Source organism: Nitrososphaerota archaeon (genome assembly GCA_029785825.1).
In the GTDB taxonomy this organism is placed as follows: domain Archaea; phylum Thermoproteota; class Nitrososphaeria; order Nitrososphaerales; family Gagatemarchaeaceae; genus UBA183.
This window is the reverse complement of sequence record JAFLYY010000001.1, coordinates 358,316-382,451: the sequence shown is the minus strand read 5'-3', so window position 1 is coordinate 382,451 and position 24,136 is coordinate 358,316. Positions and strand designations below refer to the sequence as shown.

Genomic DNA, 24,136 nt, shown 5'->3' with positions numbered 1-24,136 from the left:
ACCTCCCCCGTAGCTCCTCCTTGCCTTGAGGGAGAACGGAGCGCATTGTTGAAGCTAGTCGGTTCCGTCAAGCTGCCTTCGCTTGGGGCTGGCGGCTTCGACCACGCCGACGTGCACCTCCAAAGCGGGAAGGTCTACATCGCCCACACTGCCAACAACAGCGTGGTGGTGGTCGACGGGGAAGCCATGTCCCACGTCGCGACCATCGACGGGTGCCCCGAGGCGAGCGGGGTGCTCTGCGCCCAACCAGACGGGCGCGTCTTCGCTGCAGCACGGGGAGACGGCAAACTGCTCGTAATCGACGTCGACAGCGACAGAGTGGTGAGAGAGGTTCCCGTCGGGCTCAGGCCCAACGGCCTTGCCTGGGACTCCCTGAGGAGGCACCTGCTCGTCGCTGACGTGAAGGACAACCAGGCAAGGCTGGTCGACCCGGAACTGGGGAAGGTCATCGCGTCGTCCAGCCTCAGGGGAAGGCCGCGCTGGTGTCTCTACGACGGGAAACTGGACGTTTTCCTCGTGAACATCCGAGACCCGCCGGGCGTAACCATGATTTCCCCAGATAACATGACCGAGCGGAAATTCGTCAACGTCTCCGTAAACGGCCCGCATGGTCTGGAAGCTGTCGAAGGGACCGGCCGCGCCTTCGTGGCCTGCGACGGAAAGGCGCTGGTCTCCTTGGACCTCATCCGCGAAAAGGAGACGGCGAGGGTCCCCCTGTCTGGGGAGCCGGACGTGCTCTGGCGCAACCGGAAGAGGGGTCTCCTCTACTGTGCGGTCGGGGAACCGGGGGTGGTCGACGTGATCGATACCGAGAAGATGACAGCTGGACAAGCACTGGCCACGGGAGAGGGAGCCCATACGCTCACCTTTGACGAGAAGAGGCAGCTGCTGTACGTACCTCTTCCGAAGTCGAGCGCGTTGGTAGCATACTCGGAAGCGTAGTCTGGGCGAAGCGCCAACCATCCGCTGGGGCTGGGACCCGGTACGTAGCTGTCCTAGGTCAGGGCCGGCATCGGTAACACTCTGTCAACCGGGAAAAGTGCCCGAGATGTTACTCCTCGAGGACTTTTGGGGAGCCCCCTCGAACCTGAGTCACGGAGCCCAAGGTCCTATGCGCGAGCAAGCAGCAGATTAGCAGCGAGAAAGGCAGTCCTCACAAATGCCCCGGCGCCGGTTATCAAGGCGCTAACCAGCGAGAAGGAGCGGACTCGGTGGGCGCCGACGGGCCAAGATGGAGCCAAAGTTGGGCGGCGAACACGAGTTCAACTTCTATCGGGAGTCGAGCCACTCTGGGGCTGCCGCCAAGGGCAAGATCGTTGGACTCGTTCCCGACAGGAAACTCGCCTACACCATCGTATCGCGCCTGGGTCAGTCCGGCGTTTCGCAGACGACTCTCATGCGGATCCTCGAAGAGGAATCCAGTCGCAAGACCCTCGTCAGTCTCATCCATTGGGGCCCTTGTGTGTAAGATCATAGCGAGGCGGACGCATGGCGCTGTCCGATGAATGCTCGCTGGTCAGGCCGTTGGAGCCTCGACCAGTTTTCGAACCACTCCGTGTGATGGCAGAGGGGGTACTTGCGTTCGGAAGTTCTGAGGCCAGACTGGTGCGCTCACGACAGTGTTCTGTGCTCGTTCGGCGCCTAGCGGCGGTCTGGGGTACTTCTGCACAGGCTCCCGCTGTGCAGCATTGCCTGGGCTCCACAGTGAGAACGCGTATGCGCAGTGCGCGGTTGAGAACCGCTTATCTAACACCTGACTCACCTCTTGCCGGTTGGAGCCCGGAAACGCCGAAGGAAAGTTGAGGGTTGAGAGGATAGCCAAGTACTCCGGTGTGGCGCTCGTGGTCGTCCCCTGGATTCTGTTTCTCCTGTGCTATCTGCTCAACCCCCAATGGATACTGACTCGGGATGCTCTCAGCAGCTTTGGCGATCCCTCATTCTCCAAGTTCCCTTGGGTCTACAATGACGGTCTGGGAGTCATCGCGGTCATTATCTGGGTCATGTCTCTTGGCATCGTGGCAACGTCAGCGAAGAAGATGCAGGTCTTTGGGGGAGCGTTCTGGTTCGTCGCAGGACTCTTTCTTGCCTTGATTGGCATTTATCACGGCGGTACATATCCGCACGATTTTGTGTCCACATACTTCTTCGTGCAGGCAGCCCTCGCCATTCTTGTAATGGGAATCGGGTCTTTCACTGCGATGGACTTCACTGGCGCTGTCATCCCGGTCATCTTGGCCATCATCATGCCTCTTGGCGACATCCTCATACCCTTTCCATCTTCAGCCACGACCGAAATCTACGAGATTCTGATCATCGATGCGTGGGCAATATTCTCGCTGTTTCGATCTTCGGGGGCGGTCCAACTCCCCAACGTTGCCCAGGCACACTTCATGGAACCACCACTTCGAACGAAGACCATAGCCTTTGGGCTGTTGGTCATGGTATTCGTTGTCCTACTGGGCTTGATAATCTTCTCTGGCTTGTAGCGCGTCGACGTCGGCCCACACATATCAGATGCTCATTCACGTGACCGCGTAGCGTGTCCGCGCACGTACACTAACCAGTGGGACAAGATTCCGCTCGACTGCCTGGTTCTCCACATCGTCCCTCGTCTCCAGAAGTGCTGGCCTGACGGGATTCCCTTGGTTTCTTGAGTGGGTCCTTTCGACGGCGAGTTTTTCCACCTGTTCCTTGAGCCTTGTGAAGCTCTATGCCTCTACCTGGGAAGCTGTCGGACTGGTGAGCTGTAGGGCAGCCCTCCGCGTCTCAAGACTTCGCCGAACCGCGGGTCCCGCCTCGCTTCCTCGAAGAGTGGGCTGAGCCTGAACTCGGCCGCCCGGAGCATGTGGCCATCCGCAGCCCTGAGCATGCACTCGAAGAACTTGTCCATGTCTCCAAGGGCGTAGTAGACGAATCCCACGTAAGAGACGTCTCCCAGCCCCTTCCCCGGCTCGAGCTTCGCTATCATTTCGTGTGCGGTCTTGACGTCTCCGGCCAGGGCGGCCAAGTACCCCTTGTCGAGTAAAGTTGGCATCAGGGTTGGACCCATCCTCTCCAGCTCCCTCAACAACTGCTCCGCCTTGACGTAGTCTCTCGTGTACGCGCAGTAGTCGAACATGAGACGGTAGGTGCGGTACGGCTCCAGGTGCAGAGTCTTCCTGCAGTGCGCCAATGCCTCCTCCCCTTTCCCGGCGTAGAAGTAAGCCATGCCCAGCCACGTTATCGCACCAGGGGATAGGGGGTCGAGCAGGTATCCCTTCTCGGCTGAGTTGACCATCTCGACAACGTCCCCGAATGCGGCCGATGTTTCGGCGAGCAGAACGTATGCTCCGGCCAGGTTGGGGTTGAGTTCAACCGCCCTCCTAAGCTCAATCATGCTCCCTTCGGGGTCGTCGGCCATGTACATGATCAAGGCCATGCTGTGATGCGCCTCAGCCAGCTCCGGATCCAGTTCCATGGCCTTCAGGGCGGCCGCGCGCCCCTTCTCTATGGCTTCCTGGATAGGGATGTAAGCCCGGTTGGCGAGCCACGTATAGCACTCGGCCAGGCCCGCAAACGCCCTGGCGAAGGAGGGGTCCCTTTCAATGGCCTGCTGGAAGAGGGCCAAGGCGTTCCTGAGAGGCTCCTCTTCAAGCCTGTTGAGGAGCTGCATCGCCTGCAAATAATCGGTGTAGGCCATGGTATCTTCGGTAGGCTTCTTCTTCATGGCACTCTTCTCCGAGTCGAGAAGCTTGACCTTCAGTTCTCCCGCCACCTTCTCCGCTATCTCGCTCTGTACCGCGAAAATGTCGTCGAGGCTGCCGTCGTAGTGGGAAGACCAGAGGTGCCCCTCGGTCGAGCCGTTGATGAGCTGGGCGGTGACCCTCACTTTGTTCCCCGCCTTCCTGACGCTCCCTTCCACCAGCGACCCCGCGGCTAACTCTCGTGCAATCTCGGACGCCTTCTTCTCCTTCTTCTTGTAGCTCATCACTGACGTTCGCGCGATAACCTCGATCCCCTTCAGTTGCGCCAGCCTGTCGATGAGCTCCTCGGTCATCCCGTCTGCGAAGTATTCATCGTTAGGGTCTGGGCTCATGTTGGCGAACGGGAGTACTGCAACCCTGTTCGAAGGGCAGGTTACCGCTTCGGCAGGAGTGGTTTTTCCCCAGGGCAGAACGACCCTGTAAACGTCTACGGGTTCTCGGACGTTCTTCAGGTCTGGCGCGGCCAATTTGTCCAGCGCGTAAGGGAGCTTGTTCCTGACCTGCTCGAAAACAGACCCAGAGATGCAGATCCCGTTAGCGTCAGCCAGCGACTCAATCCTAGACGCGATGTTCACAGCGTCGCCTAGGACGTCGTTCTCCTTTTCGACGACGTCCCCTATGTGGATGCCTATCCTGAGAGAAAGCCTTCCGCCCCTGCTGAGCCTCAGGTCGTTTATCGCGCTCTGGACTGCGACAGCGCAGAGGGTAGCATCCAGCGCGCTCCCGAATTCTACGAGGAACGCGTCCCCGATTGTCTTGATTTCACGTCCACCGTGGCTTGCGAGTATTGGGCGTATGAGTTTCCGATGACCTTCCAGCAGCGCCATCGTGGCTGATTCGTTCTCTTGCGTCAGCGCGGTATACCCCACGATGTCAGTGAACATGATGGCCACCAGCCTGCGTTCGGAGTCTGACAAGAGCGCGGCCTGGCATGAAGTCATTCAAAAACCGTCCTCTCTGTTGGCCAAGTCTCGCCTGCCCAGGATCCGACCAGTCTTCTAACCGAGTCAACTTTAGACCAGGACCAGCCCTAGGCGAGTACTAACGCGGGCCGGACGGGAACCGCATGCCGGGGCATTCGATTCCGGAGCTTTTCCGATGCTCCGGCAGCCAATATAGCATCCTAGTCTTCGATACAGGATGAAGACACCACGGAAGGGCTTTGACCCTTCACTACCTGCGTCAGTCCTAGAGGGGCACATTCACGGCCGTTTTTGGTACTAGTTTGCACGCTGGCGCTCGTCTGGAGTCTCGCTACGTGCGCCGTCACGGAAAGCTTACGAACCAGAAATGGGGATATCCTGCCAAACAGAGCACATTTCTAGCTTAGATACGCTAGCGCGCGCCGGCCAGGTCGAGACGTTCGAAGACGGCATACCACTCGGAGTCGTTCGAGAGGTCGTGGAAGGAGCTCGCGATCCTTCCGAGGTCGTGGCGGTACGCGAGAAAATACATCGCCCCCAAGTAAGGGAGCGGAGTGTTGAGGGAGAGCCAACCCGAGTCGGTCATCGAAGCCGGAGGGGCCAGCCGCTAATAACGGGTAGGGGCTCCGCGGCCAGCCCATCGACCACGCAATCCCTGCAGGCGATGCTCCCACTGGAAGGCCTAAAGCGCGGGGCGGTCGGGCGGAGACCGATGGCTGCACCGGGAATGGCAGGGTTGGACAGGTACGTGGAGCGCGTGAACACGGAGCTCCTCGGCCTCTCCTTCGGGAGGTCGGCGCTCGGCAGTTCGGTGAGGGACGCCCTGTCGAGCGGCGGCAAGAGGGTCAGGGCCGTGCTGGCCCTGCTCTGGTGCGAGGCGTTATCCGGAGGCTACGAACAGGCGGTCCCCATAGCGGTGGCGTACGAACTCGCCCATTCGGCCGCCCTCGTGGAGGACGACATAATCGACGGCTCCGACAAGAGGAGGGGGAAGGAGTCTGTCGTGAACGGGCACGGCCTCACCAATGCGATACTCGCGTCCAACATGCTCCTATTCTATGTCCCGAAGATGGTCTCCCGCTACCATAGGATGCCGAGCGCGAGGCTCTGCAGGCTCTTCGACCTCGTCGGCGAGTGCTGCAGGGCCACGACAATGGGGGAGTTCTTGGACATGCGGATGGCGGAGAGGGGGCGGGCCACTGAGAAGGATTATGAGAGGATGATCAGGCTCAAGACGGCGTCGCTCCTGGCTGCCCCTTCAGCCAGCGGCGCGATAGTGGCCGGGGCGCCGGACGCCGAGGTAAGGACGGCATACAGGTTCGGAGAACGGCTCGGCATGGCCTACCAGGTCCGGGACGACCTGCTCGACGTGATGGGGAGCGAGGAGGTGCTCGGCAAGCCCGTATTCACAGACGTGAGGGAAGGGAAGAAGAGCCTGGTGACGATTCATGCGCTGAGCAGGTGCTCCGGAGAAGAGAGGCGCTTCGCTGAGGGCCTCTCCGGGAGGACGTCGCTCGAGGGCTGGGAGGTCGAGAGGATGAAGGACATAGTGCGGCGGAACGGCTCCGTCGAGTATTGCCAGGAGAGGGCGCTGCGGTATGTAGGGGAGGCGAAGAGGCTCCTCCAATCCGTCGGGCCGTCGGACGCGAAGAGCAGGCTCTTCGAGCTCTGCGACTCCCTCTCGGACCGGGACTATTGACCTAGCCCGTTCGGAAAACCAGCTGCTATGGTCACTCCGAGGCCGCGCGAACCGGCTTTCTTGCTGATGCGGCCCGCTCGCTTAAACGGATATATCGCGCCCGATAGCCGGCGGAGCCATGAGCGAATCAAAGGAAGCTGAAGAGGTGGAGAAAGGGCTCTTCGAGGGGCTGATTGAGGCGCTGAGCGACAAGCACTCCCAGTTGGACATGAACTTCCAGCACGCGAAGGTGAACCTGCTGGGCTCGCAGCTGGGCTGGGAGTTGAACGGGGTCCTGAGCCTCACTGTCCATATGCGGGACCTGACAGAGGGCGAAAAGAAGGCATCGGCGGAGAAGAACGTCGCGCTGATGTCAAAGTAAGCAAGCCTTCGGCGCTCCTCCCCGCTTTCTCGTAGACCCGTTGCTGACCATGTTTACCGGAGGGCCGCCAGCAGCCTCCTCAGCTTTAGTGGATTGGCTTCGATGTGGCCCGTGAGCCTCGACGCCCCCTTCCCCATGCTCAGCAGCCTCTGGTCCTTGTCGTAGAGCGCGAGCGTCCAGCCCATCTCAGAGAGCCTCCTCGCCATCCCCTCCGACTCCCCTAGCAGCATCCCCACGCCGCCCCGCCCCCTCTTGAGGCCGAGCATCTTCCCCAGCCTTATGCCGCCCTGCCTCATCCCGTCCGTCTCTATGCTGAGGAGCTTGGATTCGGAGTCGAGCCGCGCCATGGGAATCCCATTCACGGAGACGCTCACCCCACCTGACCTGAAGCGGGGGAGGAGGCCGAATAAAGCGGTCAACTCTGACTGGCTGAGCGGCGGTGTCCTGCCATCCCGTTCCTTCCGAGCTCTTGACGTAGATTTCGGCCCGTGCCCACATGCGGTGTCCGGTCAATAAAGCGTTCCGTCGGGACCGCCTGGCTGTTCATGCGAAGGATTCGGTGATTTCTTGTTCGCGTGCCAGCCAGGCGAGGCGAAGAAAGACTAAATCCGCGGCGGGGTGGAACGACTACGTTGCAGCCCACCTACCTGTCGTATGACAGGGGGACCCTCCTCGTCAGGGGGGAGGCGAAGGTCCCCTACTCCGCCTGGGACGACAGGGTGAGGGCGTTCAGGGCCCAGGCCCTCTATTACAGGGAGATAGTCGACTTCCTGAGGAAGAGCGAGCTGGGCGAGGTCAAGGACGGGGTGGAGGACCTCCCTCCCTGCCCGGAGCTGAGGTCCAAGGGGGAGCTGAGGGCGTACCAGAGGAAGGCGCTCGACTCCTGGGACAGGGCGGGGAGGCGGGGCGTGGTCGTCCTCCCCACAGGAGCCGGCAAGACCGTGATAGGGATGAAAGCGATCGAACTGGTAAACAGGCCCGCAGTGGTGATTGTCCCCACCCTGGACCTCCTTGAGCAGTGGAGGAGGAGGGTCGCGGAAGACCTCGGGATAGAGGTCGGGGTATACGGCGGAGGGGAGAACACGCTGAAGGCTGTTACGATCTGCACCTACGACTCTGCCTTCCTGAGGGCGTCGGAGTTGGGGAACAGGTTCTCCCTGCTGATCGCCGACGAGACCCACCACCTCCCCGCCGAGAGCTTCAGGCAGATAGCGGAGATGTTCACGGCCCCCTACAGGATGGGCCTCACCGCGACCTACGAGAGGGACGACATGCTCCACTTGGAGCTGCCGAGGCTCATCGGGGGCGTCGTCTACAGGCTCGACCCAGAGGACCTCGCGGGCAGATATCTCTCCGACTACGCCGTCGAGAAGGTGAATGTGGAGCTGACCGAAGCGGAGAAGGAGGAGTACCAGAGGAACTACAGGGAGTTCACCGGCTACCTGGAGAAGAACCGCATCTGGATGAGGACCCCCATGGACTTCCAGAGGTTCATAATGAGGACGGCCAGGGACCCGGAAGCGAGAAGGGCCCTCCTCGCGAGGAATCGCGCGGTCAAGGTCGCCTTCGATTCGGAGGCGAAGCTGGACCGGCTGGAGGAGATACTCCGCGAGAACCCGGAGGAGAGGGTCCTGGTCTTCACACAGCACAACGACCTGGTCTACAGGATATCGAAGCGTTTCCTCCTCCCGTTCATCACCCACACCACCGGGAAGGAGGAGAGGTACGAGGTCCTGAAGGGGTTCAGGGAGGGGAGGTTCAGAGCCATCGCCACTTCGAAGGTGTTGGACGAGGGGATAGACGTCCCCGAGGCCTCCATAGGGGTCATCGTCAGCGGTACCGGGAGCTCGAGGGAGTTCATCCAGCGCTTGGGGAGGCTCCTGAGGAAGAGCGAAGGGAAGGAAAAGGCGAGGCTGATCGAACTCGTGTCGAGGGAGACGTCGGAGACGAGGACGAGCTCGAGGAGGAAGCGGGCCAGGGGATCGCGGAAGGGGAGAGAGACGGAAGCCGTGGAGGAGAAAGAAGGCGTCCCAGAGCCTGTCGTAACGAAAGGAGCCGACGAGGGAGAGCTCTACGAGGAGTAGAGGACCAGGATGCTCCCGTCTAACCTGCTGAGGGCCAAGATTTCCAGGGGGAAGATCAACCCCCTCTACGTCGGCCTCGACGCGGATACGCTGGCCCTCGCCGAGAGGGTCACCGGCGTCTACCGCGACTCCGTAGGGAAGAGGAAAGGGGAGCTCATTGATAGGCTCGCCGAGGCGGAAGGGGAAGGCTACGACTTCAAGCTGGTCAGGGGCCTGGCGGCCCTCCTCGAGAGGAGGTGCGTCTTCAAGGCTGAGGGCGCGGTGGACCCGATGCAGGCGCGGATGGCTGTCTTCGAGGAAGCGAGCAGGAAGAGGGTGACGAGCGTAGAAGAGAGGGGGGAGGTCGTGCGCACAGTCGCAGCGAAGCTGGGCATCCCAGAAGAGGCACTCGAGAGGACCATCTACAGCGACCTGGACGAAGAGCTGGTGCTGAAAGACTTCCAACCACTCGATTCTGGGCTCCTCCTCAGGAGGTACAACCTCTCCCTGACCCAGACCCTCCTCTTCAAGTCGCTCAGGGTCGAGTTCTCCGCTTCTGGGAACTGGAAGAACATCTTCCGGGGCGTGAAGAGGTTCGGTCTGATCTACTCTGTGGAGAAGGGCGACAACGGCGGCGATGGCAGAGGCGGGTACACTGTCTCCCTGGACGGCCCCCTCTCCCTCTTCAAGCTGACTGACAGGTACGGCACGTCGGTAGCGAAGCTCCTCCCCATGATCGCAGCCTCAGACACCTGGAGGATCAAGGCCGAGATACTCTCGAGGAGCAGGGGGAACAGGGTCTACATCTTCGAGACGGAGAGCGGCGAGCTGAAGGGAAAGATAGACACGTCCGACGACTGGGGCGGGCCCACTACAAAGCTCTACGACAGCTCGGTGGAGGAGAGGTTCGCGAAGTCTTTCGCATCCTATGGCTCGGGGTGGTCGGTGAAGAGGGAGCCCGAGCCTCTCATCGCGGGGAGGCACGTCCTGATACCAGACTTCGGCTTCGAGAAGGATGGCGCGAAGGTCTACCTGGAGGTGGTGGGCTTCTGGACCCCCGGTTATTTGGAGAGGAAGTTAGACAAGCTGGAGTCGGTCGCTGGCGTTGATATGATTATAGCGGTGGACGAGAGCCTCGCCTGCGCCAAGGTGGAGAGGCTGAGGCGGAAGGCGGTGGTCGTCTACTACAAGAAAGAGGTCCCCGTCAAGCCTGTGATCGAGCACCTGAAGGAGAGGGAGGCGTCCATCCTGAGGGTGCAGGCGGGGGCGATCAGGAAGGAAGACATCGTCCTCGATGAGGACGTCGTGAGCCTCAGCGAGATTGCAAAGGAGAAAGGGGTCTCATTGGAGTCGCTGAGATTGGCCCTGGCGGGTTTCGACGCCGACGGGTACGTGAGGGCCGGGGACCTCTTCGTCTCGAAGGCGAAGCTGGGGGAGATAGACGCGAAGCTCGCGGGGGTCGAGATGCTCGTCGACGCCCTGAGGATTATCGGGGCATCGGGGGTAAGAGAGGAGCATAGGCAGAAGGTGCTGGACGCCCTGGGGTACGTCTCGATCTGGACCGGGATGGAGGTGGAGAAAGTCAGGATATCCAAACGCAGGGCTGAAGCGTCGGAAGGCACGGCCTAGGGAAGATTCGACCGGCTGAAGAAAACCAGAAATGGGCGGTTCAGATGCAGATCTGCCTGACAGCCAGGTCGAGCTTCCTCTGGACACGTTCGGTCCCATCGGACTCGACGCTCATCGGGGAATAGACCCGGCTAGGCTAATAACGAACGAAACCGTCACGAGGGAGTCAGCTTCTTCCTCAATCTGAAGACGAACAAGCCGACCACGGCCGCTCCTGCCAGAGCACCCCCGACAGCCGCGAAGAGGAGTGTGTTGTCCGTGCTCCACTGCGCCGTGATGAACTCCGGAGAAATGATCATTGTCGAGCCGGTCGGCTGGTCCGAAGAGGAGCTCCCAGTCCATCCCGCGAACCTCTGACAGACGAGCGTGCCTCCCGCCGGGGGTACTTCTTCGGGCCGTACCTCTTCCACCCCTAGATGGAGGGTGGAGTCGGTGATATCGTCCTTCAAGAGCGCCTTAAGGGAGCACGTGACGTCTGTGAAGTGGAAGTACATGGTCAACGAGCTCCTCCTCTCCTGAAGGCGTCGGTGTACAACATGTTCCTGTCGGCGAGGGCGTAGGTCAAGACGAGGGACGGTCGAGGTGTCCGAAGGGGAAAAGGCGCGCCCATCAAACTGGGTTATTCAACAGCCCACTTCCCTATAGGAACGTTGATCCGCGGGACTACAAGGTGATAAGATGGACCCGGCCCACGTAAACTTGTCGTCTATTGGAGGTGTCTCCCGGGACAATAACCCAGCCGTCGTCAACCAGGAAGTAAGTGACTTCCAGCTTTTTGAATACGGGCTATATCTCGGTGATTATTCGGCGACCGTGGTATTTTTAACGTCCGCACAGATTATTCATCAACACATTGGAACCCGGAACTGACGGAAGAAGTGCCGGGAACCGACCTCGGGTGAGTGCGGGCCCGACGGGAATCGAACCCGTTTAGGGGCCTTCGCTGACCCTCGGGTTAAAAGCCCGATGCTCTGCCTGAGTTCTCTCCAATTTTGGAACTAAGCTACGGGCCCGCGTCACCCAGCGGGTCAGGCCGTGTATTTTACCCAATCGAGCTATCTCAGAAGTGCCCGGACGAGCCTGATGCTCTTGTCCATGGCCTTGTAGTCTTCATATGGGGTCTCCATTATGATCGGCCTTTCGCCCACCCCCGGATAGTGCAGCAGAGCCCTGATCCCGCTCCTCCCGATCTTCCCCTCCCCGATGTTCTCATGCCTGTCGAGCCTGCTCCCCAGCGGCCCCTTGGAGTCGTTCAGGTGTATGACCTTCAGCCTCTCGAACCCCACTATCTCGTTGAAGAGGCCGAGGGTCCCTTCGACCGCTTCCTCGCTCTGAAGGTCGAACCCCGCGGCGAACAGATGGCAGGAGTCAACGCAGACCCCGACCCGCGAACGCTCCGTCGTCTTGTCCAGTATCCCCCTTATCTCCTCGAACCTGGCTCCCACGCAGTTTTTCTGGCCCGCCATGTTCTCCAAGAGAATCGTAGTCTTCCCGTCGCTACCGGCGAGCGCTTCGTTACACGCGGCCGCTATGTTGGCCACCCCGACGGCGGCCCCTCTCCCTAGATGGCTTCCGAGGTGGACGACCAGATAGTCTATCCCGAGGGCGTCGCACCGCTTCAACTCCTCTCCCAGGGTGAACCTGCTGATCTTCATGGTAGACTTTTCGGATGAAGCCAGGTTCGGGAGGTAGGGCATATGGTCAACCACCCGGCCGAAGGCAGACTCCTTCCGCTTCTGCCGGAAAGCTGCGACGGTCTCATCCGGGATGGGCTTGAACTTCCACTGGTTTGGGTTCCTGGTGAATATCTGGAAGGTCGTCGCACCTATCTCGGAAGCTCTGTCGAAGGCGAGGTCCAGGGAGCCGGCAGCTGAGATGTGGAGGCCCACCATCGGCTCTGTCGTCAAAGAACATCAAAAGAGGCAGAGTGTGGGTTTATGAACCCACGCTCTTGCTTTGGTTTTCGCGCTCAGCGCTTCTTGGGTTTGGACAGGGTCTTCTTGACACCGGATGAGCTCCTCACGGGAGCCGTCCTGCGCCTGTAGGTCCGCGTCGGCTTCTTTGCGAGTGTAGGGGAGCTGAATGACGTCGCCGCCGGCGCCGCGTACGTCACGGGCGCTGGAGCCGGCTGCACCGTCTCATAGATGGCATGTGATGGGGCTGGTGTGGGTGACGGGGCAGGCTCTGTCGCGGCAGGTGCTGCCGCAGTCGGGACCTCTTTGGCCTGTTCAGTCGTCGCGGCGAAGCTCGCCGTGGACGGGACTGTGATTGACGCGACCTTCGTTCTCCGGTGTCCCAGATAGCCCTTGGATGACGCGTAGACCGCGACAATCGCGCCCACGCAAGTGCCAAGCAGCAGTTCGGCGATTTCTAGGACCATTGCTGACATTGATACGGTCGGTCAGGGCACTTCAGAGCCTGAGTCAAACACTATCAACAAGTCCGTTATGATGATTCGACAAGAACCGGCGCTGCGGCTAGAGTATGTGGAGCAAGCCGTCCACGGACAGAGCCCCCGATCCGAGGAGAAATATCCCCAGAGACAGCAGTAGGTAGGTGAAGTCGAGCTCATAGCCGGGCTTGTCGCCCGCACCCATGAACCCTGCTTTCATCTTGGTCGCCTTCATGGCTATGATTGCCGCGAACTGGATGGCAAAGAAGCCGGCGACCACAGGGGTGATCAAACCGACGATGAGGAAGATGCCCCCGAAGAACTCCAAGACGGTCACGAGCCTGGCTGCCACGGGCGGGACCCCCATCGACCCGATCCACATGCCTGCCTGGGTCCCCCAGCCTCCCTTCACCTTGGGCATTGCGTGGGCTATCAATGCCGCCCCCACGAACACCCTCAAGAGGAGGGCCGCGTAATCTGCGTCTATCAGAGAAGACATGGAGCGATGTTGGTAGCATCCTGAGACTAGCTCTTAAAACTTGCTCTGGTCGTGGTCGCGCACCATATCAGGGCGTCCCGTCGTTCAGCGGGGGCGCGGTCCTTTCGTCTCGGGAAGCCGGGCGCGACGCCGGACCGGCGGATCAACACAGAAGAGGATTTCTACAGGCCGTCCGGCGGGAAGGTCGTTGAGCACATTCACGATCGGAAGCTCGAAGACGGCCCTGGTGGTGATCGACCTCCAGAAGGGCATAGCGGGGATGGATGCCCAGCCCCACGACTCGAAGGCGGTTATAGCCAACGCGGCGAAGCTCGCCAAGGCGTTCCGCGAGAGGGGGATGCCTGTCTTCCTCGTCCATGTGACCCAGTCGAAGGGGACCGCCCTCCAGACCCAGTCCGACACCCCCTTCCCCTCGCGTGGTCAGATGCCCCCGGACTGGGCCGACTTCGTCCCCGAGCTAGGTCCCGACCCCTCGGACGTGGTGATAACAAAGCGGCAGTGGGGCGCGTTCTACGGGACTGACCTGGAACTCAGGCTGAGGAGAGGAGGCGTGGACACAATAGTCCTCTGCGGGATCTCCACCACCTATGGGGTCGAGAGCACCGCGAGGTTCGCCTTCGAGTACGGGTTCCAGCAGATATTCGCAGAAGACGCCATGTCCGACCGCTCAGCCGAGGCCCACAGGAACGCGATTGAGTTCGTTCTGAAGAGGATAGGCAGAGTAAGGAGCACTCAGGAGATCCTGGACGCCTTGGACTGAGGCCGCCGGGTCTTCCAGCATGAAGCTCAGGGTCTCGCTTATATCTCACCGCATGCCGCTGAAAGAAACGTAATGTTGCAGGTCCAGTGGGACAAGATAATCACTGAGATATTCAAGTTCGACAGGAGGGTGAGGTCGGCCCAGATCCTCGACCAGTCCGGAAGGCAGGTCGCGGGAGGGATGAGAAAGGGGATCCCTTCGCTCGAGCCCCAGAGCGAGGACATCAGGCTCATAGCGGGCATAACCATCCAAATCAACAACGACAGGACGTGGGACCGCTACTTCGGGAAGAACCAGTATACCTTCAACAAGAGAGAGAGGCTGAACATCATGACGTTCTACCTCGGAGAGAAGCTAGTCTTGGTCTCGGCCGAACCCGACTTCACGCTGCAGCAGGCTCAGGACCTCAGGAACCAGATCATAACGAACCATTCAGACCTGGCCCGCTAAAAGAGGACTGAGTTAGGCCTAGTTGAGGCCTAGCTCAGGGAACTTCGCTTGGACGAGGCCCAGCTCACTCTGGAGGGTCCTGATGCGTTCGGCGTATTTCTTCATGTCCTCCGCGTTCTTCTGGACCTTGGCCACCTTGTAGCCGCGCCAGGCCTTCTTTAGCGCGCCCCACGACTGCCCCTTCGTGTATTGGCTCATGAAACGTGTCCCTTCGATGAGACGATTTAAGGCTTAGCGTCTCATGTAGCACGACCTTGGGAGCCGCCAGCCGCCGGCTTCCATGCCTGGGGCGACCCTCGCCGGAACAGATGAGACGTGGGGAGGACAGACCCGGAGAGAACAGCGTCAAGACGGTAGGCGGGGCGCCTACTTCAGCCGGCTGAAAGCGGGAAGAGCCCCGTGGAGGGCCACGCCTCCCCGGCCGGTATCATCCATGAAGCCCTGGGTTCACGTCAGTCACACTACTTCAAAGGGGATCCTCTCCCCCTTGTGGTTGTAGACCCCCAGGTTGTCGACAGTGGCGTAGGGGTACCCCATGATCACCATGATCTTCCCCGTGGCGTGGAGCAAGTCCTCGTGCGAGGGGTTGAAGTTCCCCGAAGGATGGGAGTGAGCCACCCCGAGGTACGAAAGGTCCACGGGGAGCATCCACCAGTTGAAAGAGGAGAACGCGGCTCCATGGGCCGCGAGCGGGGGGACCACGACTCCCGTCACCTCGACGACGCCCTTCTTCGACTTTCCTCTCAGGAGAAGTATCCCCTCGTTGGGGTAGGCCATGGCAGAATAGCTGAACAGGCTGTCGACCACCTTCTTTTGGAAGACGACCTTCTCTACGGCCAGTGCACCCACCTACTTCAGCATGCCCACGAAGTTTCCCAGCACGGCGTTCCCCTCGGGGTGGTCTACGGAGTAGCGCTCCGGATGGAACTGGACTCCATAGATGGTGCGGGACCTGCTCTTCATTGCGGCAATGGCGCTGGTCGCGCTCTTCGCCAACAGTGTGAACCCGCCCGGGAGGGCCCTCACCACTTCGTGGCGCGACTCTAGCAGCATGAGAGAGTTCGGGAGACCGGCGAAGAGTGGATCTTCGGCGAGGACGGTCGTCCGTACCATCTCCTGGACCGGCTTTCTGTCCTTCACCACTTCGGCCTGGAAAGCGCGGGCCACCAGCTGGTGACCGAAACAGATCCCCAGTATCGGGACCTTCGACTCCAGGATCGCCTCTCTCTCCTTCGAGAACTTCGACTCCGTCCTCCCCTCGGTCATCATGTCGGGTGAGCCGCTGAGGACGACGCCGTCGAACGAGTCGAACAGGGGGGCCGTGGCGTCCCCCCACCCGACCGCGGTCACCGCGCCCCCGTTCCCCTCGACGCATGACTGCAGCGTCCCGGCCCGTTCCCGCGCGGGGTAGTTGTTCACCACGAGGACCTTTGGCATTCCGTTTCGGGAGGGGAACATCTTGATATGAACCTTCGCGGAATCGCGCAAGTTCTCAGAACAGTTTAAAAGGCGACTGAATTCGTTGGGCAAAAAGGAGCAACTAGAAGAAAATGTTTGCACCTTCGGCAGGATATGACAGGGCGATCACGATTTTTTCGCCCGATGGCAGGCTGTACCAAGTGGAATATGCCCTCGAGACCGTCAGGAGGGGAAACCTGGCTGTCGGCATCCAGACCAAAGAGGGGGTGGTGCTGGCCGTGGAAGAGAAGCAAAGGAAGCTTCAGAACGTCGACTCCGTCATCAAGATGTTCCAGATCGACGACCACGTCGGGGCCGTCGGGGCTGGTTACATCCCGGATGCGAGGATCCAGGTCGACAGCGCGAGGGTCCTGGCGCAGAGCAACAGGCTGATCTACGACGAGCCTGTGGACGTGGAGGCCATAGCCAAGAGGATCGCCGACATGAACCAGCAGTACACTCAGTATGCAGGCGTCAGGCCATTCGGCGTATCCCTGATCATAGCGGGGGTCGACGGGGAGGGGCCCGTGGTGTATCTGGCTGACCCGACCGGGACCTATTCGGGATTCCATGCCATAGCCATAGGCCAGGGGAGCGACCAGGTGAACGACTACCTGGAGAAGAACTACTCGCCAGACCTGAGCCTGGAAGAAGCCGTCACTCTTGCCATCGAATGCATCTATCTCGTGAGCGAGGACAAGATCGGGACAGCCCACATAAAGGCAGCCGTGGTGGAAGCCGGTTCGAAGAAGTGGAGGCGCCTCGCTGAGCAGGAGATCGGGAAGAGCGCATCCAACGCCAAGACGAAGTCAGACAAGCCCCCGGCCAAGAGCTCCTGAGAAGCGTCGGCATCGATGAGCGGTGGGTTCGGGTACGGCGGAGGGAACTTCAAGCCGAGGACCCATGAAGCGTCCAAGTTCACAACGGTGAGGCTGACCATCGCGGGAGAGCATTACGAGATTCTAGTGAATCCCGACTCCGCGCTTTCGTTCAAGCAAGGGAGGAATGTCGAGCCCTCTGCCGTGATAGTCACGGACGAAGTCTACTCCGACGCCCGGAAGGGGCTGAGGGCGAGCACAGAGAAGCTGAAACTGCACTTCGGAACCGACGACCACGCCAAGGCGGTCCTGGAGGTGCTGAAGCGCGGGGAGCTAAACCTCACCCAGGAGCAGAGGAAGAGGCTGACGGAGGAGAAGAGGAAGGCCATCATCGCAGCTATCTCCAAGAACTTCGTCGACCCGCGGACCCTTCTCCCGCACCCCCCTACGAGGATCGACCAGGCGATGCAGGAAGCGCGCGTGTCCGTGGACCCGTTCCAGGACCCTAACGAGCAGATGAAAGCGGTGGTGGAAGCCCTGAGGACGTTGCTTCCCCTGAAGTCTGAGAAGGTCCGGCTTCAGGTCAAGGTTGCGGCCCAGTACACGGGGCAGGCCATCGGCGTCCTGAAGGCCTATGGCGAGATAATGAAGGAGGACTGGCTGGCCGATGGGACCCTCTCGGCAATAGTAGAAATACCGGCTGGCGGACAGCCCGGCCTGCTGGACCGGCTGGGCTCGACGACGAAGGGAGCGGCGCAGGTCACAGTGGTGAAATAGAGATGCCAATGATCGAGAGAAGACAGGTAATCCCCGGGGACGTCATAGCCAAGGGGAACTACAGATACGGCAGCTACATCGAGAAGAGGGGCGAGGAGTATGTCGCGCTCCGGGTGGGGCTAGCCGAGGTGGGGAGGGACGAAGTCAAGCTGAACCCTCTCACAGGGCCGTACCTTCCGCGGGCCGACGACGAGGTGATAGGGAAGGTCGTGGACGTCAACGGCTTCGGGTGGGTGGTGGACATCAATTCGTGCTTCGATGGGTTCCTTCCCGCGTCTTTCGTGTTCGGGAGAGAGTTCTCCCCCTCGACGCACGACCTGTCGAGCAAGTTCAAGGTCGGAGACATGATCGGGACCAGGATAGAGTCGTTCGAAAGGTCGAGGGACCCGCAGCTCAGCATCAGGGGGCAGGGATACGGAAAGATAGACTCGGGAGAAATCGTTAAGATATCGCCCACGAAGGTGCCCAGACTAATTGGAAAGAGGGGAGCGATGATCAACCTGATCAGTGAGAGGACCGGGGCCGAGGTCAAGGTCGGCCAGAACGGAGTGGTCGTGGTATCCGGGACCCCGGAGGGGATCACGAAGGCCGTGAAGGCTATCAGGACCGTGGAAGAGGAGGCCCACGCCGCCGACCTTACCACGAGAGTCGAAGGGGTCCTTGGAGGGGAATAGAGATGGCAAAGGGTGAAACGAAACTAATCGACGAGAAAGGCAACCGTCGGGATGGCAGGAAGTGGGACCAGCTGAGGCCCATAAAGCTCCAGGTGGGACTGGTGAAGAACGCCGACGGCTCGGCGTACATCGAGTGGGGGAAGAACAAGATAATGGCAGCCGTCTACGGGCCGAAAGAGGTGCATCCGAAGCACCAAGTGCTCCCTGACAGGGCGTTGCTCAGGTGCAGATACCACATGGCCCCCTTCTCCGTCGATGAGAGGAAGAACCCGGCTCCTTCCAGAAGGGAGATCGAGATTTCGAAGGTGATGAGGGAAGCGCTGGAGCCCGCTGTTGTTGTGGAGGACTACCCTCGGACGGCGATAGAGGTGTGGGTCGAGGTGCTCCAGTCTGACGGAGGGTCGAGGGTGGCGGGGATAACCGCAGCCTCGCTAGCCTTGGCGGACGCTGGGATCAACATGAGGGACCTGGTCGTCGGGTGCTCCTGCGGCATGATCAACGGCCAAGTGGTGGCTGACCTGGACGACACCGAAGACAAGGAAGGGGACGGCGACATGCCGGTCGCGATACTCCCCAACCTGGGGGTGGTGTCTCTGCTGCAGGTGGACGGGGTCTACTCGCGGGAGAAGTTCCAGAAGGCGTTCGAGCTGGCCATCCAGAAAGGGAAAGAAGTGTACGGGATGCAGCGGGAGGCACTCAACGCGAGGTTCTTTGGGGGCGAGGCGAAGGTGACCCAGGTAGAAGAGGTAGCCGAGTAGATGTCGATGAAGAACTACGTAGTCGAAACGATACGGAAGGCCCAGATGGTTCAGCTGCTGGCTGCGGGGAAGCGGCTGGACGAGAGGGCGCTCGACCAGCCGAGGGAGCTGAAAGTGGAGACAGGGGTCATCCCGAAGGCCAACGGCTCGGCCAGGGTTACCCTTGGGAACACGGAAGTGATTGCCGGGGTGAAGGTAGCCACGGGGATACCGTTCCCCGACACGCCCGACAAGGGGATCCTCATGGTCAACGGTGAGATACTCCCTATGTCTTCGCCTTACGCGGAGGCGGGCCCACCGAGCCCAGAGGCGATAGAGCTCGCGAGGGTGGTGGACAGGGGGGTGCGCGAGTCCAAGATGATAGCCTTGGAGGACCTCAGCCTGATCCCCGGAAAGACCGTCATCTCAGTCTTCTGCGACTTCAACGTCATGAACGTCGACGGGAACCTGTTCGACGCGGTGAGCTACGCCGTGGTAGCCGCCCTGAAGACGGCGAAGATGAAGAAGCTCAAGGTCAAGGACGACAAGGTGGAGGCCACGGAGGAGGTTGTCCCAGTCCCCGTCAAGAAGACCCCGGTGTCAGTCACCTTCGCCAGGATAGGCGAGAGGATGGTGGTCGACCCGAGCGCCGAGGAGGAGGCGTCCATGGACATGAGAATCACCATAACGACCGAAGACGGCGGGAACGTCTGCGCGACCCAGAAGGGCGAGGCGAGCACCATCACCCCCGCACAGGTGCTTGAAGCGGCAGACATCGCCATCAGGGTGGGGAGGGACGTCAGGGCCCGCATCCTAGAGGCGACGAAGTAGTGCCGAAGGCGAAGGAGGCCGTCAGAGGTCTCGGCGCAAAGTACGGGGGAACCCTCAGGAAGAGGTACGCCAGGGTCTTCAGGACGCTCAAGCAGGCAAGGGAATGTCCCGCCTGTTCCAGCATGAAGCTGGCGAGGACATCCTCAGGGATATGGAAGTGCAAGTCGTGCGGTTACACCGTAGCGGGCGGCGCCTATGAACTCGCCCAAGCGAAAGCAAGGTAGACCGATAGCGTCGGTCCGGGTCAGCGTCGCCTTCAGGGCTGACAGGGCGTCCCTCAAGAAGGTCATCGAGTCGTTCCCCGGGGCCAAAGCGAAGGGGACTGCGTGCGAACTAGAGATCAGGGGGGACGGACCCAGGGAGGCCGCCGAGAAGACAAAGGCGCTCCTCGACCTGATCAGGGCCCCAGGCTCGAAAGGCTTTAAGTAGAGACCGAGGTCGCTGGGTCAAAATTGAGCCAGCCTGAGCTTCCGCCCCTCCTCAGGGAGCAGCTAGCGCGATATGACCAGACCCAGCAGAACCTGCAGGCGGTGCTTGCCCAGAAGCAGCAGGTCGAGATGGAACTGAGCGAGACCGAGAAGGCCCTGGAGGAACTGGGGAAGGCGTCAGACTCAGAGGCGGTATACAAGTTCGCAGGAAACCTGCTGGTCAAGGTGAAGAAGGGGGACGTGCTGAAGGAACTCAACGAGAAGAAGGAGCTGGCAAGCACTAGGAAGATGGTGCTCGCGAAGCAGGAGTCGAGGTTCAGAGAGACCCTGAAGGACCTGCAGGGGAAGATCGACGACGCCGTGAAGACGAGGCCCCCGCCGGCGCAGCCCCCCGGCGACGCCTGAGCTGTGGCCGCCGTTGACTCTTGACGCGGGGCCGAAAGGGTTCCCGTTCGCCGAAATCGGAACGCTCCACAGGGCGGCAGTCGTCTGCCACAGGAACGCCGACGCCGACTCCTATCTCTCGGCTTTCGCCATCGCCCGCCTGATAGAGTCCCTCGCCCCCGGGTGCGAAGTCGTCATCGGGACTCCTGGGGGGATGACCACCCTCACCCAGAAGCTGAGCGTCAGGTTCAAGCACGCCGCGGCGGTGAAGGGGGATGGCGACTTCGACCTCTATGTGGCCGTGGACGTGGGTGACGAGGAACTCCTGGGCGACTGGAAGGGGAAGATGGCGTCGAGCGCAGGGGTCAGGGTGCTGGTGGACCACCACCCCGCCCGAGCGACCAGGCTCTATGACAGGGCCGTGGTCAACGAGGCTGCGACCTCGGCGGCCGAGGTGGTCTTCGGGATATACGAGGGGGCCGGCGCGAAGCCTGACGCGGAGTCGGCGCAGGCCCTGCTGGAGGCGCTCCTCTTCGACTCGTCTCACCTGGCCATCGCCAGCCCCTCGGGGCTCAGGGTCGCAGTGAAGCTCATGGACATGGGGGCGGATCTGGCCCTGGCAAGGAAGGAGCTTCGCTCTGAGCCTGATTACGGGGAGGTCCTAGCGAAGCTGAAGGGGGCCCAGAGGCTCTCCATCAACAAGGCCGGGGAGTGGGTGGTGGCGTCCAGCCACATCGGGTCTTTTCAGGCGCACGTCGCCAGGGCTCTCGTATACCTCGGCGCCGATCTGGCGGTGGTGGGAGGCGAATCAGACGGTGAGACCCGGGTGAGCCTCAGGTCGACGCAGAGGTTCCTCGACCGGACGGGGGTGAACCTCGGGACGAAGGTGGCCGAGGAGATGGCGTCCAGGCTCGGAGGGCACGGCGGGGGGCACCCTACGGCGGCATCCTTCTCCACGAAGACGGAGGAGGACGAGACCGTGGAGGCGACGATGAAGAGGGTCGGGGAGCTCCTGGGCGAAGTCAGGAAGCTGGACTAGACGTACCTGCGAGCCGCCGGGCTCTTCAGGAACCCCTCGAAAGACAGCTTGAACCACGGGGTGTAGGAGCCTGGGTGCGCCTTGAGGTCGGCCGAGACCTCCGGGACCGTGGCCCACTTGACTGCGGCCATCTCCTCCGGATTAGGCGTGACCTTCCCGTCGAAGTCACCGATGAGGACCCGGCAGAACTCGTTTTCCGCGTTCGCCCCCTGCGGTGCGAAGTACACGAACGAGTGCACGTCGGTCAGCGGCCCCACCGTGGCTTTCAGCTCCTGCTGCGCCCGACGGGACGCGGCCTGCTGGTAGCTCTCCCCCGGAAAGACGTGGCTCGTGTAAGAGACGTCCCAGGCCCCGGGCCAGAGCAGCTTCTTCCCGCTCCTCTGCTGAAGGAGCATCTTGCCGTTGTGGAAGAGGAAGGCAGTGTAGGCTCTGTGGCGCCTCCCATTCCCGGCGTGGCAGTTCTCCCTGGTGTCGGTGCCGAGCTCGTTGTCTTCGTCGTCCACAAGTATGAGTATCTCCTTGTCGGCCATTCCCTTCCTCCTAGCCGGGAAGATTCTAGTTAAGCCCATCGTTGCTTTTTATCCCCGCCCTGGAAGCGCCTTAGGAGATGCGCGTCGTAGCGACCGGGAGGGTCTTCAGCGGGATGGGGAAGGGGAAGTACTACGTGGGGCACCCAGAGTACCAGAGGAGGTTCGCCGAGCGCCTCGGATACGCCCCCTACCCTGGGACCCTGAACCTGAAGCTGGAAGAGCCTGGGACCATCGAAAGGCTCAGGGATCTGCGGTCGGGGGACGGGGTCAAAGTAGACGGGTTCAACCTCGGGGGGGAGTCTTTCAGCTCCCTGACGTGCTACGACGGGGAGCTGATGGGGGAGAAGATCACGCTGCTCTTCATAGACGTGACCTACTATAACGAGACGGTCGCAGAGCTGATCTCGCCCGCGTTCCTCAGAGGGAAGCTGGGCCTGGCCGACGGGGACGTCGTGTCGTTCACCGTCGACGCACCCAGCCTTCGCCGAGATAGACGGTGACAGAGCACTCGTCGCCGTCCTTCAGCCCCAGCGACCTCCTCAGGCCGACCGGGGAGACCACCTCGAGGACAGAGCTGTCATAGTGGGTCCTCTCGATCACGAGGACTCCGGCCGGCCGCCTCCCGCCGACCCTCGCCCTGAAGCACTTGACCGGACCATAAGACCTCCTGCCGTCGGCGAAGCCTGGTATCTCCACCCCCCTCATGAGGTCCAGACGTCGGCGCTGTTCCACCATCGCCTGGCTGGTCAGGCGGAGGTTCAGAGTCCCGGGGAAGGGGACGAACCCGAGGGCACTGGAGAACCCTGGGGCGTAGCCCTCGAGCGAGACGTAGTAGGCGCCTTCCTTCAGACCGCTGAAGACGGCCCCCCTGAACTCCAGCTGAGCTTTCCCCCGGCCGAGGTTGGCTCCGGCTTCGGCCAAGAAGGTCTCTACCGCGTCCAGCCCCGACTCGGTCAGTCTTACGGCTGCCCCGCGCCCGCGGCGAGCCCTTTCGACCAGCCCCGCAGTTTCGAGGTCGGCAAGCCTGAGGGAGGCGGCCTGCTGGCTGAGCCCAATCGAGTCCCCCAGCCTCCGCGTGGGCACCATGGCGAAGGACCCTACCGCCCCGAGCTTGACCAGGTGAAGGAGGGTGGTGAGGCGCTCCGCCCCCGACTTCCCGCGCCTTTTCATCTACAAGTAGGATGGTAGCTACCAAACGGTTAAAAGATTAACTCCTTCGGCGCTCGAGCGTGCAGAGCACCAGGGGCCGGCTAGACACGACGTCGATAGCCGGGAGCGCCGTTTTCAGCGCTCTCGCCATCCTGCTCGCGGGCGCATCCCAGGCCCTGGGACTGAACTTCCCTCTCATCCCGTACCTCCAGTTCGACGTGGGGGAGGTGGCCATCATCCTCGCTTTCTTCATTTTCGGGCCGGTTCCAGCCCTAGTCTCTTCGGTGGTCGAGTTCGCAGGCCTGATGGTGTTCGGTCAGGCGATTCCGGTGGGCCCGCTGCTGAAGCTGTTCGCTCTGGTTTCGACCGTCGCGGGGCTCTGGTTGGGCGCCAGAATCGCGGCCCGCGGAGGGGCGACCCTGTCCAGGCTGACGGGGTGGAGCACCGCCATGGGGTGCTTGCTCAGGGCGGCGGTGATGACAGTCCCCAACTTCTATCTCATCGCTTTCCTCTACGGGCTCCCCGCAATCGAGGGGTTCCTCCGCGCCCCGTTCGCGGCCATAGGGGTCCCACTCACGGGTTCGGACGTCCTGGTCGTGGTCCTCGCGTTCACGGCGTTGTTCAACGTGGTCCAGCTCGTCATGGTTATGGCGGTGTCGTATCTTGTCATCAGGGTCCCCGCCATCCCGCGCCTGAGGCTCGCGGGGCGGACCCCCTGGTTCGCCTCCATGGTCAACGACGGGGGAGCACCCCAGGGGAAGCTGGCGGACAGGGCGCCCTCTCACTGAGCGC

31 protein-coding genes and 1 tRNA gene are annotated in these 24,136 nt (G+C 61.4%); 19 read left to right on the top strand and 13 right to left on the bottom strand.

From position 1 onward, the window contains the following. Positions 1-48: 48 nt before the first annotated feature. Both JRN21_02060 and JRN21_02055 read left to right on the top strand, forming a co-directional pair. Positions 49-942 carry a hypothetical protein gene (locus tag JRN21_02060; GenBank protein ID MDG6988090.1) on the top strand — a complete coding sequence of 298 codons (894 nt, stop codon included), beginning with the start codon at positions 49-51 and terminating at the stop codon, positions 940-942. An 830-nt stretch (positions 943-1,772) separates the two neighbouring features. Next, positions 1,773-2,486, top strand: coding sequence for a DUF998 domain-containing protein (locus tag JRN21_02055; GenBank protein ID MDG6988089.1), 714 nt, complete (start codon positions 1,773-1,775; stop codon positions 2,484-2,486). 230 nt (positions 2,487-2,716) lie between these two features. Here JRN21_02055 and JRN21_02050 read toward each other — a convergent pair whose 3' ends face one another. Both JRN21_02050 and JRN21_02045 read right to left on the bottom strand, forming a co-directional pair. Next, on the bottom strand, positions 2,717-4,660 hold the full coding sequence (locus JRN21_02050) for an adenylate/guanylate cyclase domain-containing protein (GenBank protein MDG6988088.1): 1,944 nt from the start codon (positions 4,658-4,660) through the stop codon (positions 2,717-2,719). Between the two features lie 418 nt (positions 4,661-5,078). After that, complete coding sequence (locus JRN21_02045) at positions 5,079-5,252, bottom strand: hypothetical protein (GenBank protein MDG6988087.1); 174 nt, start codon at positions 5,250-5,252, stop codon at positions 5,079-5,081. A gap of 126 nt (positions 5,253-5,378) precedes the next feature. Between JRN21_02045 and JRN21_02040 the strand changes: the two genes are divergently transcribed. Further along, positions 5,379-6,365 carry a polyprenyl synthetase family protein gene (locus tag JRN21_02040; GenBank protein MDG6988086.1) on the top strand — a complete coding sequence of 329 codons (987 nt, stop codon included), beginning with the start codon at positions 5,379-5,381 and terminating at the stop codon, positions 6,363-6,365. Positions 6,366-6,483: 118 nt separating this feature from the next. After that, positions 6,484-6,726, top strand: coding sequence for a hypothetical protein (locus JRN21_02035; GenBank protein ID MDG6988085.1), 243 nt, complete (start codon positions 6,484-6,486; stop codon positions 6,724-6,726). Between the two features lie 53 nt (positions 6,727-6,779). Here the strand turns inward: JRN21_02035 and JRN21_02030 are convergent, their stop codons facing one another. Continuing rightward, positions 6,780-7,100, bottom strand: coding sequence for a hypothetical protein (locus JRN21_02030; GenBank protein MDG6988084.1), 321 nt, complete (start codon positions 7,098-7,100; stop codon positions 6,780-6,782). A 258-nt stretch (positions 7,101-7,358) separates the two neighbouring features. Here JRN21_02030 and JRN21_02025 point away from each other — a divergent pair, with 258 nt between their 5' ends. Together JRN21_02025 and JRN21_02020 are read left to right on the top strand one after the other, a co-directional pair. Beyond that, positions 7,359-8,810, top strand: coding sequence for a DEAD/DEAH box helicase family protein (locus JRN21_02025; protein ID MDG6988083.1), 1,452 nt, complete (start codon positions 7,359-7,361; stop codon positions 8,808-8,810). 9 nt (positions 8,811-8,819) lie between these two features. Next, the gene (locus tag JRN21_02020) at positions 8,820-10,418 is read left to right on the top strand and encodes a DUF790 family protein (protein ID MDG6988082.1); all 1,599 of its coding nucleotides are present in this window, start codon (positions 8,820-8,822) and stop codon (positions 10,416-10,418) included. A gap of 155 nt (positions 10,419-10,573) precedes the next feature. Here JRN21_02020 and JRN21_02015 read toward each other — a convergent pair whose 3' ends face one another. The 5 genes from JRN21_02015 to JRN21_01995 form a co-directional block, all read right to left on the bottom strand. Further along, a complete protein-coding gene (locus JRN21_02015) occupies positions 10,574-10,918 on the bottom strand; it encodes a hypothetical protein (protein MDG6988081.1) in 345 nt (114 codons plus the stop codon). A gap of 405 nt (positions 10,919-11,323) precedes the next feature. Then, positions 11,324-11,431, bottom strand: a tRNA-Lys gene (locus JRN21_02010). A gap of 42 nt (positions 11,432-11,473) precedes the next feature. Continuing rightward, complete coding sequence (locus JRN21_02005) at positions 11,474-12,310, bottom strand: deoxyribonuclease IV (protein ID MDG6988080.1); 837 nt, start codon at positions 12,308-12,310, stop codon at positions 11,474-11,476. Between the two features lie 77 nt (positions 12,311-12,387). Next, positions 12,388-12,807: a hypothetical protein gene (locus tag JRN21_02000; GenBank protein ID MDG6988079.1), complete on the bottom strand. Its 420-nt coding sequence runs from the start codon at positions 12,805-12,807 to the stop codon at positions 12,388-12,390. A gap of 88 nt (positions 12,808-12,895) precedes the next feature. After that, on the bottom strand, positions 12,896-13,309 hold the full coding sequence (locus JRN21_01995) for a DoxX family protein (protein MDG6988078.1): 414 nt from the start codon (positions 13,307-13,309) through the stop codon (positions 12,896-12,898). Positions 13,310-13,496: 187 nt separating this feature from the next. Between JRN21_01995 and JRN21_01990 the strand changes: the two genes are divergently transcribed. Both JRN21_01990 and JRN21_01985 read left to right on the top strand, forming a co-directional pair. Continuing rightward, a complete protein-coding gene (locus JRN21_01990; protein MDG6988077.1) occupies positions 13,497-14,069 on the top strand; it encodes a hydrolase in 573 nt (190 codons plus the stop codon). 75 nt (positions 14,070-14,144) lie between these two features. Continuing rightward, positions 14,145-14,519 carry a hypothetical protein gene (locus tag JRN21_01985; protein ID MDG6988076.1) on the top strand — a complete coding sequence of 125 codons (375 nt, stop codon included), beginning with the start codon at positions 14,145-14,147 and terminating at the stop codon, positions 14,517-14,519. An 18-nt stretch (positions 14,520-14,537) separates the two neighbouring features. On the opposite strand, the gene JRN21_01980 is transcribed toward JRN21_01985, so the two are convergent. The 3 genes from JRN21_01980 to JRN21_01970 all read right to left on the bottom strand — a co-directional run bounded on the left by JRN21_01980 (position 14,538) and on the right by JRN21_01970 (position 15,956). Further along, the gene (locus tag JRN21_01980; protein MDG6988075.1) at positions 14,538-14,717 is read right to left on the bottom strand and encodes a hypothetical protein; all 180 of its coding nucleotides are present in this window, start codon (positions 14,715-14,717) and stop codon (positions 14,538-14,540) included. 258 nt (positions 14,718-14,975) lie between these two features. Then, a complete protein-coding gene (locus JRN21_01975; protein ID MDG6988074.1) occupies positions 14,976-15,368 on the bottom strand; it encodes a Mov34/MPN/PAD-1 family protein in 393 nt (130 codons plus the stop codon). Next, complete coding sequence (locus tag JRN21_01970; protein ID MDG6988073.1) at positions 15,369-15,956, bottom strand: gamma-glutamyl-gamma-aminobutyrate hydrolase family protein; 588 nt, start codon at positions 15,954-15,956, stop codon at positions 15,369-15,371. A gap of 113 nt (positions 15,957-16,069) precedes the next feature. Here JRN21_01970 and psmA point away from each other — a divergent pair, with 113 nt between their 5' ends. The 9 genes from psmA to JRN21_01925 are packed head-to-tail and all read left to right on the top strand — an operon-like array spanning position 16,070 to position 21,665. Beyond that, a complete protein-coding gene (gene psmA / locus JRN21_01965) occupies positions 16,070-16,816 on the top strand; it encodes an archaeal proteasome endopeptidase complex subunit alpha (protein MDG6988072.1) in 747 nt (248 codons plus the stop codon). Positions 16,817-16,831: 15 nt separating this feature from the next. Continuing rightward, positions 16,832-17,572: a ribosome assembly factor SBDS gene (locus tag JRN21_01960; protein ID MDG6988071.1), complete on the top strand. Its 741-nt coding sequence runs from the start codon at positions 16,832-16,834 to the stop codon at positions 17,570-17,572. Between the two features lie 8 nt (positions 17,573-17,580). Beyond that, on the top strand, positions 17,581-18,246 hold the full coding sequence (locus JRN21_01955; GenBank protein ID MDG6988070.1) for a S1 RNA-binding domain-containing protein: 666 nt from the start codon (positions 17,581-17,583) through the stop codon (positions 18,244-18,246). 2 nt (positions 18,247-18,248) lie between these two features. Then, positions 18,249-19,004, top strand: coding sequence for an exosome complex exonuclease Rrp41 (locus tag JRN21_01950; protein MDG6988069.1), 756 nt, complete (start codon positions 18,249-18,251; stop codon positions 19,002-19,004). Between the two features lie 6 nt (positions 19,005-19,010). Then, a complete protein-coding gene (locus JRN21_01945; GenBank protein ID MDG6988068.1) occupies positions 19,011-19,814 on the top strand; it encodes an exosome complex protein Rrp42 in 804 nt (267 codons plus the stop codon). After that, a complete protein-coding gene (locus tag JRN21_01940; protein ID MDG6988067.1) occupies positions 19,814-20,038 on the top strand; it encodes a transposase in 225 nt (74 codons plus the stop codon). Before JRN21_01945 ends, JRN21_01940 begins: the two co-directional genes overlap by 1 nt. Next, on the top strand, positions 20,010-20,243 hold the full coding sequence (locus JRN21_01935; protein ID MDG6988066.1) for a hypothetical protein: 234 nt from the start codon (positions 20,010-20,012) through the stop codon (positions 20,241-20,243). The genes JRN21_01940 and JRN21_01935 overlap by 29 nt, the downstream gene beginning before the upstream one ends. Before the next feature lie 23 nt (positions 20,244-20,266). Then, positions 20,267-20,647, top strand: a complete 381-nt coding sequence (locus JRN21_01930; GenBank protein MDG6988065.1) for a prefoldin subunit beta — start codon at positions 20,267-20,269, stop codon at positions 20,645-20,647. A 13-nt stretch (positions 20,648-20,660) separates the two neighbouring features. Beyond that, positions 20,661-21,665: a DHH family phosphoesterase gene (locus JRN21_01925; protein ID MDG6988064.1), complete on the top strand. Its 1,005-nt coding sequence runs from the start codon at positions 20,661-20,663 to the stop codon at positions 21,663-21,665. On the opposite strand, the gene idi is transcribed toward JRN21_01925, so the two are convergent. Continuing rightward, a complete protein-coding gene (gene idi, locus JRN21_01920; GenBank protein ID MDG6988063.1) occupies positions 21,662-22,195 on the bottom strand; it encodes an isopentenyl-diphosphate Delta-isomerase in 534 nt (177 codons plus the stop codon). The genes JRN21_01925 and idi overlap by 4 nt on opposite strands. A gap of 77 nt (positions 22,196-22,272) precedes the next feature. Here idi and JRN21_01915 point away from each other — a divergent pair, with 77 nt between their 5' ends. After that, positions 22,273-22,695 (top strand): CTP-dependent riboflavin kinase, encoded by a 423-nt coding sequence (locus tag JRN21_01915; protein MDG6988062.1) that lies wholly within the window; start codon positions 22,273-22,275, stop codon positions 22,693-22,695. Here the strand turns inward: JRN21_01915 and JRN21_01910 are convergent. Beyond that, a complete protein-coding gene (locus tag JRN21_01910; GenBank protein ID MDG6988061.1) occupies positions 22,655-23,365 on the bottom strand; it encodes a CTP-dependent riboflavin kinase in 711 nt (236 codons plus the stop codon). The two genes, JRN21_01915 and JRN21_01910, sit on opposite strands and share 41 nt — an antisense overlap. Before the next feature lie 59 nt (positions 23,366-23,424). Here JRN21_01910 and JRN21_01905 point away from each other — a divergent pair, with 59 nt between their 5' ends. After that, positions 23,425-24,132: a hypothetical protein gene (locus tag JRN21_01905; protein MDG6988060.1), complete on the top strand. Its 708-nt coding sequence runs from the start codon at positions 23,425-23,427 to the stop codon at positions 24,130-24,132. Positions 24,133-24,136 lie beyond the last annotated feature (4 nt).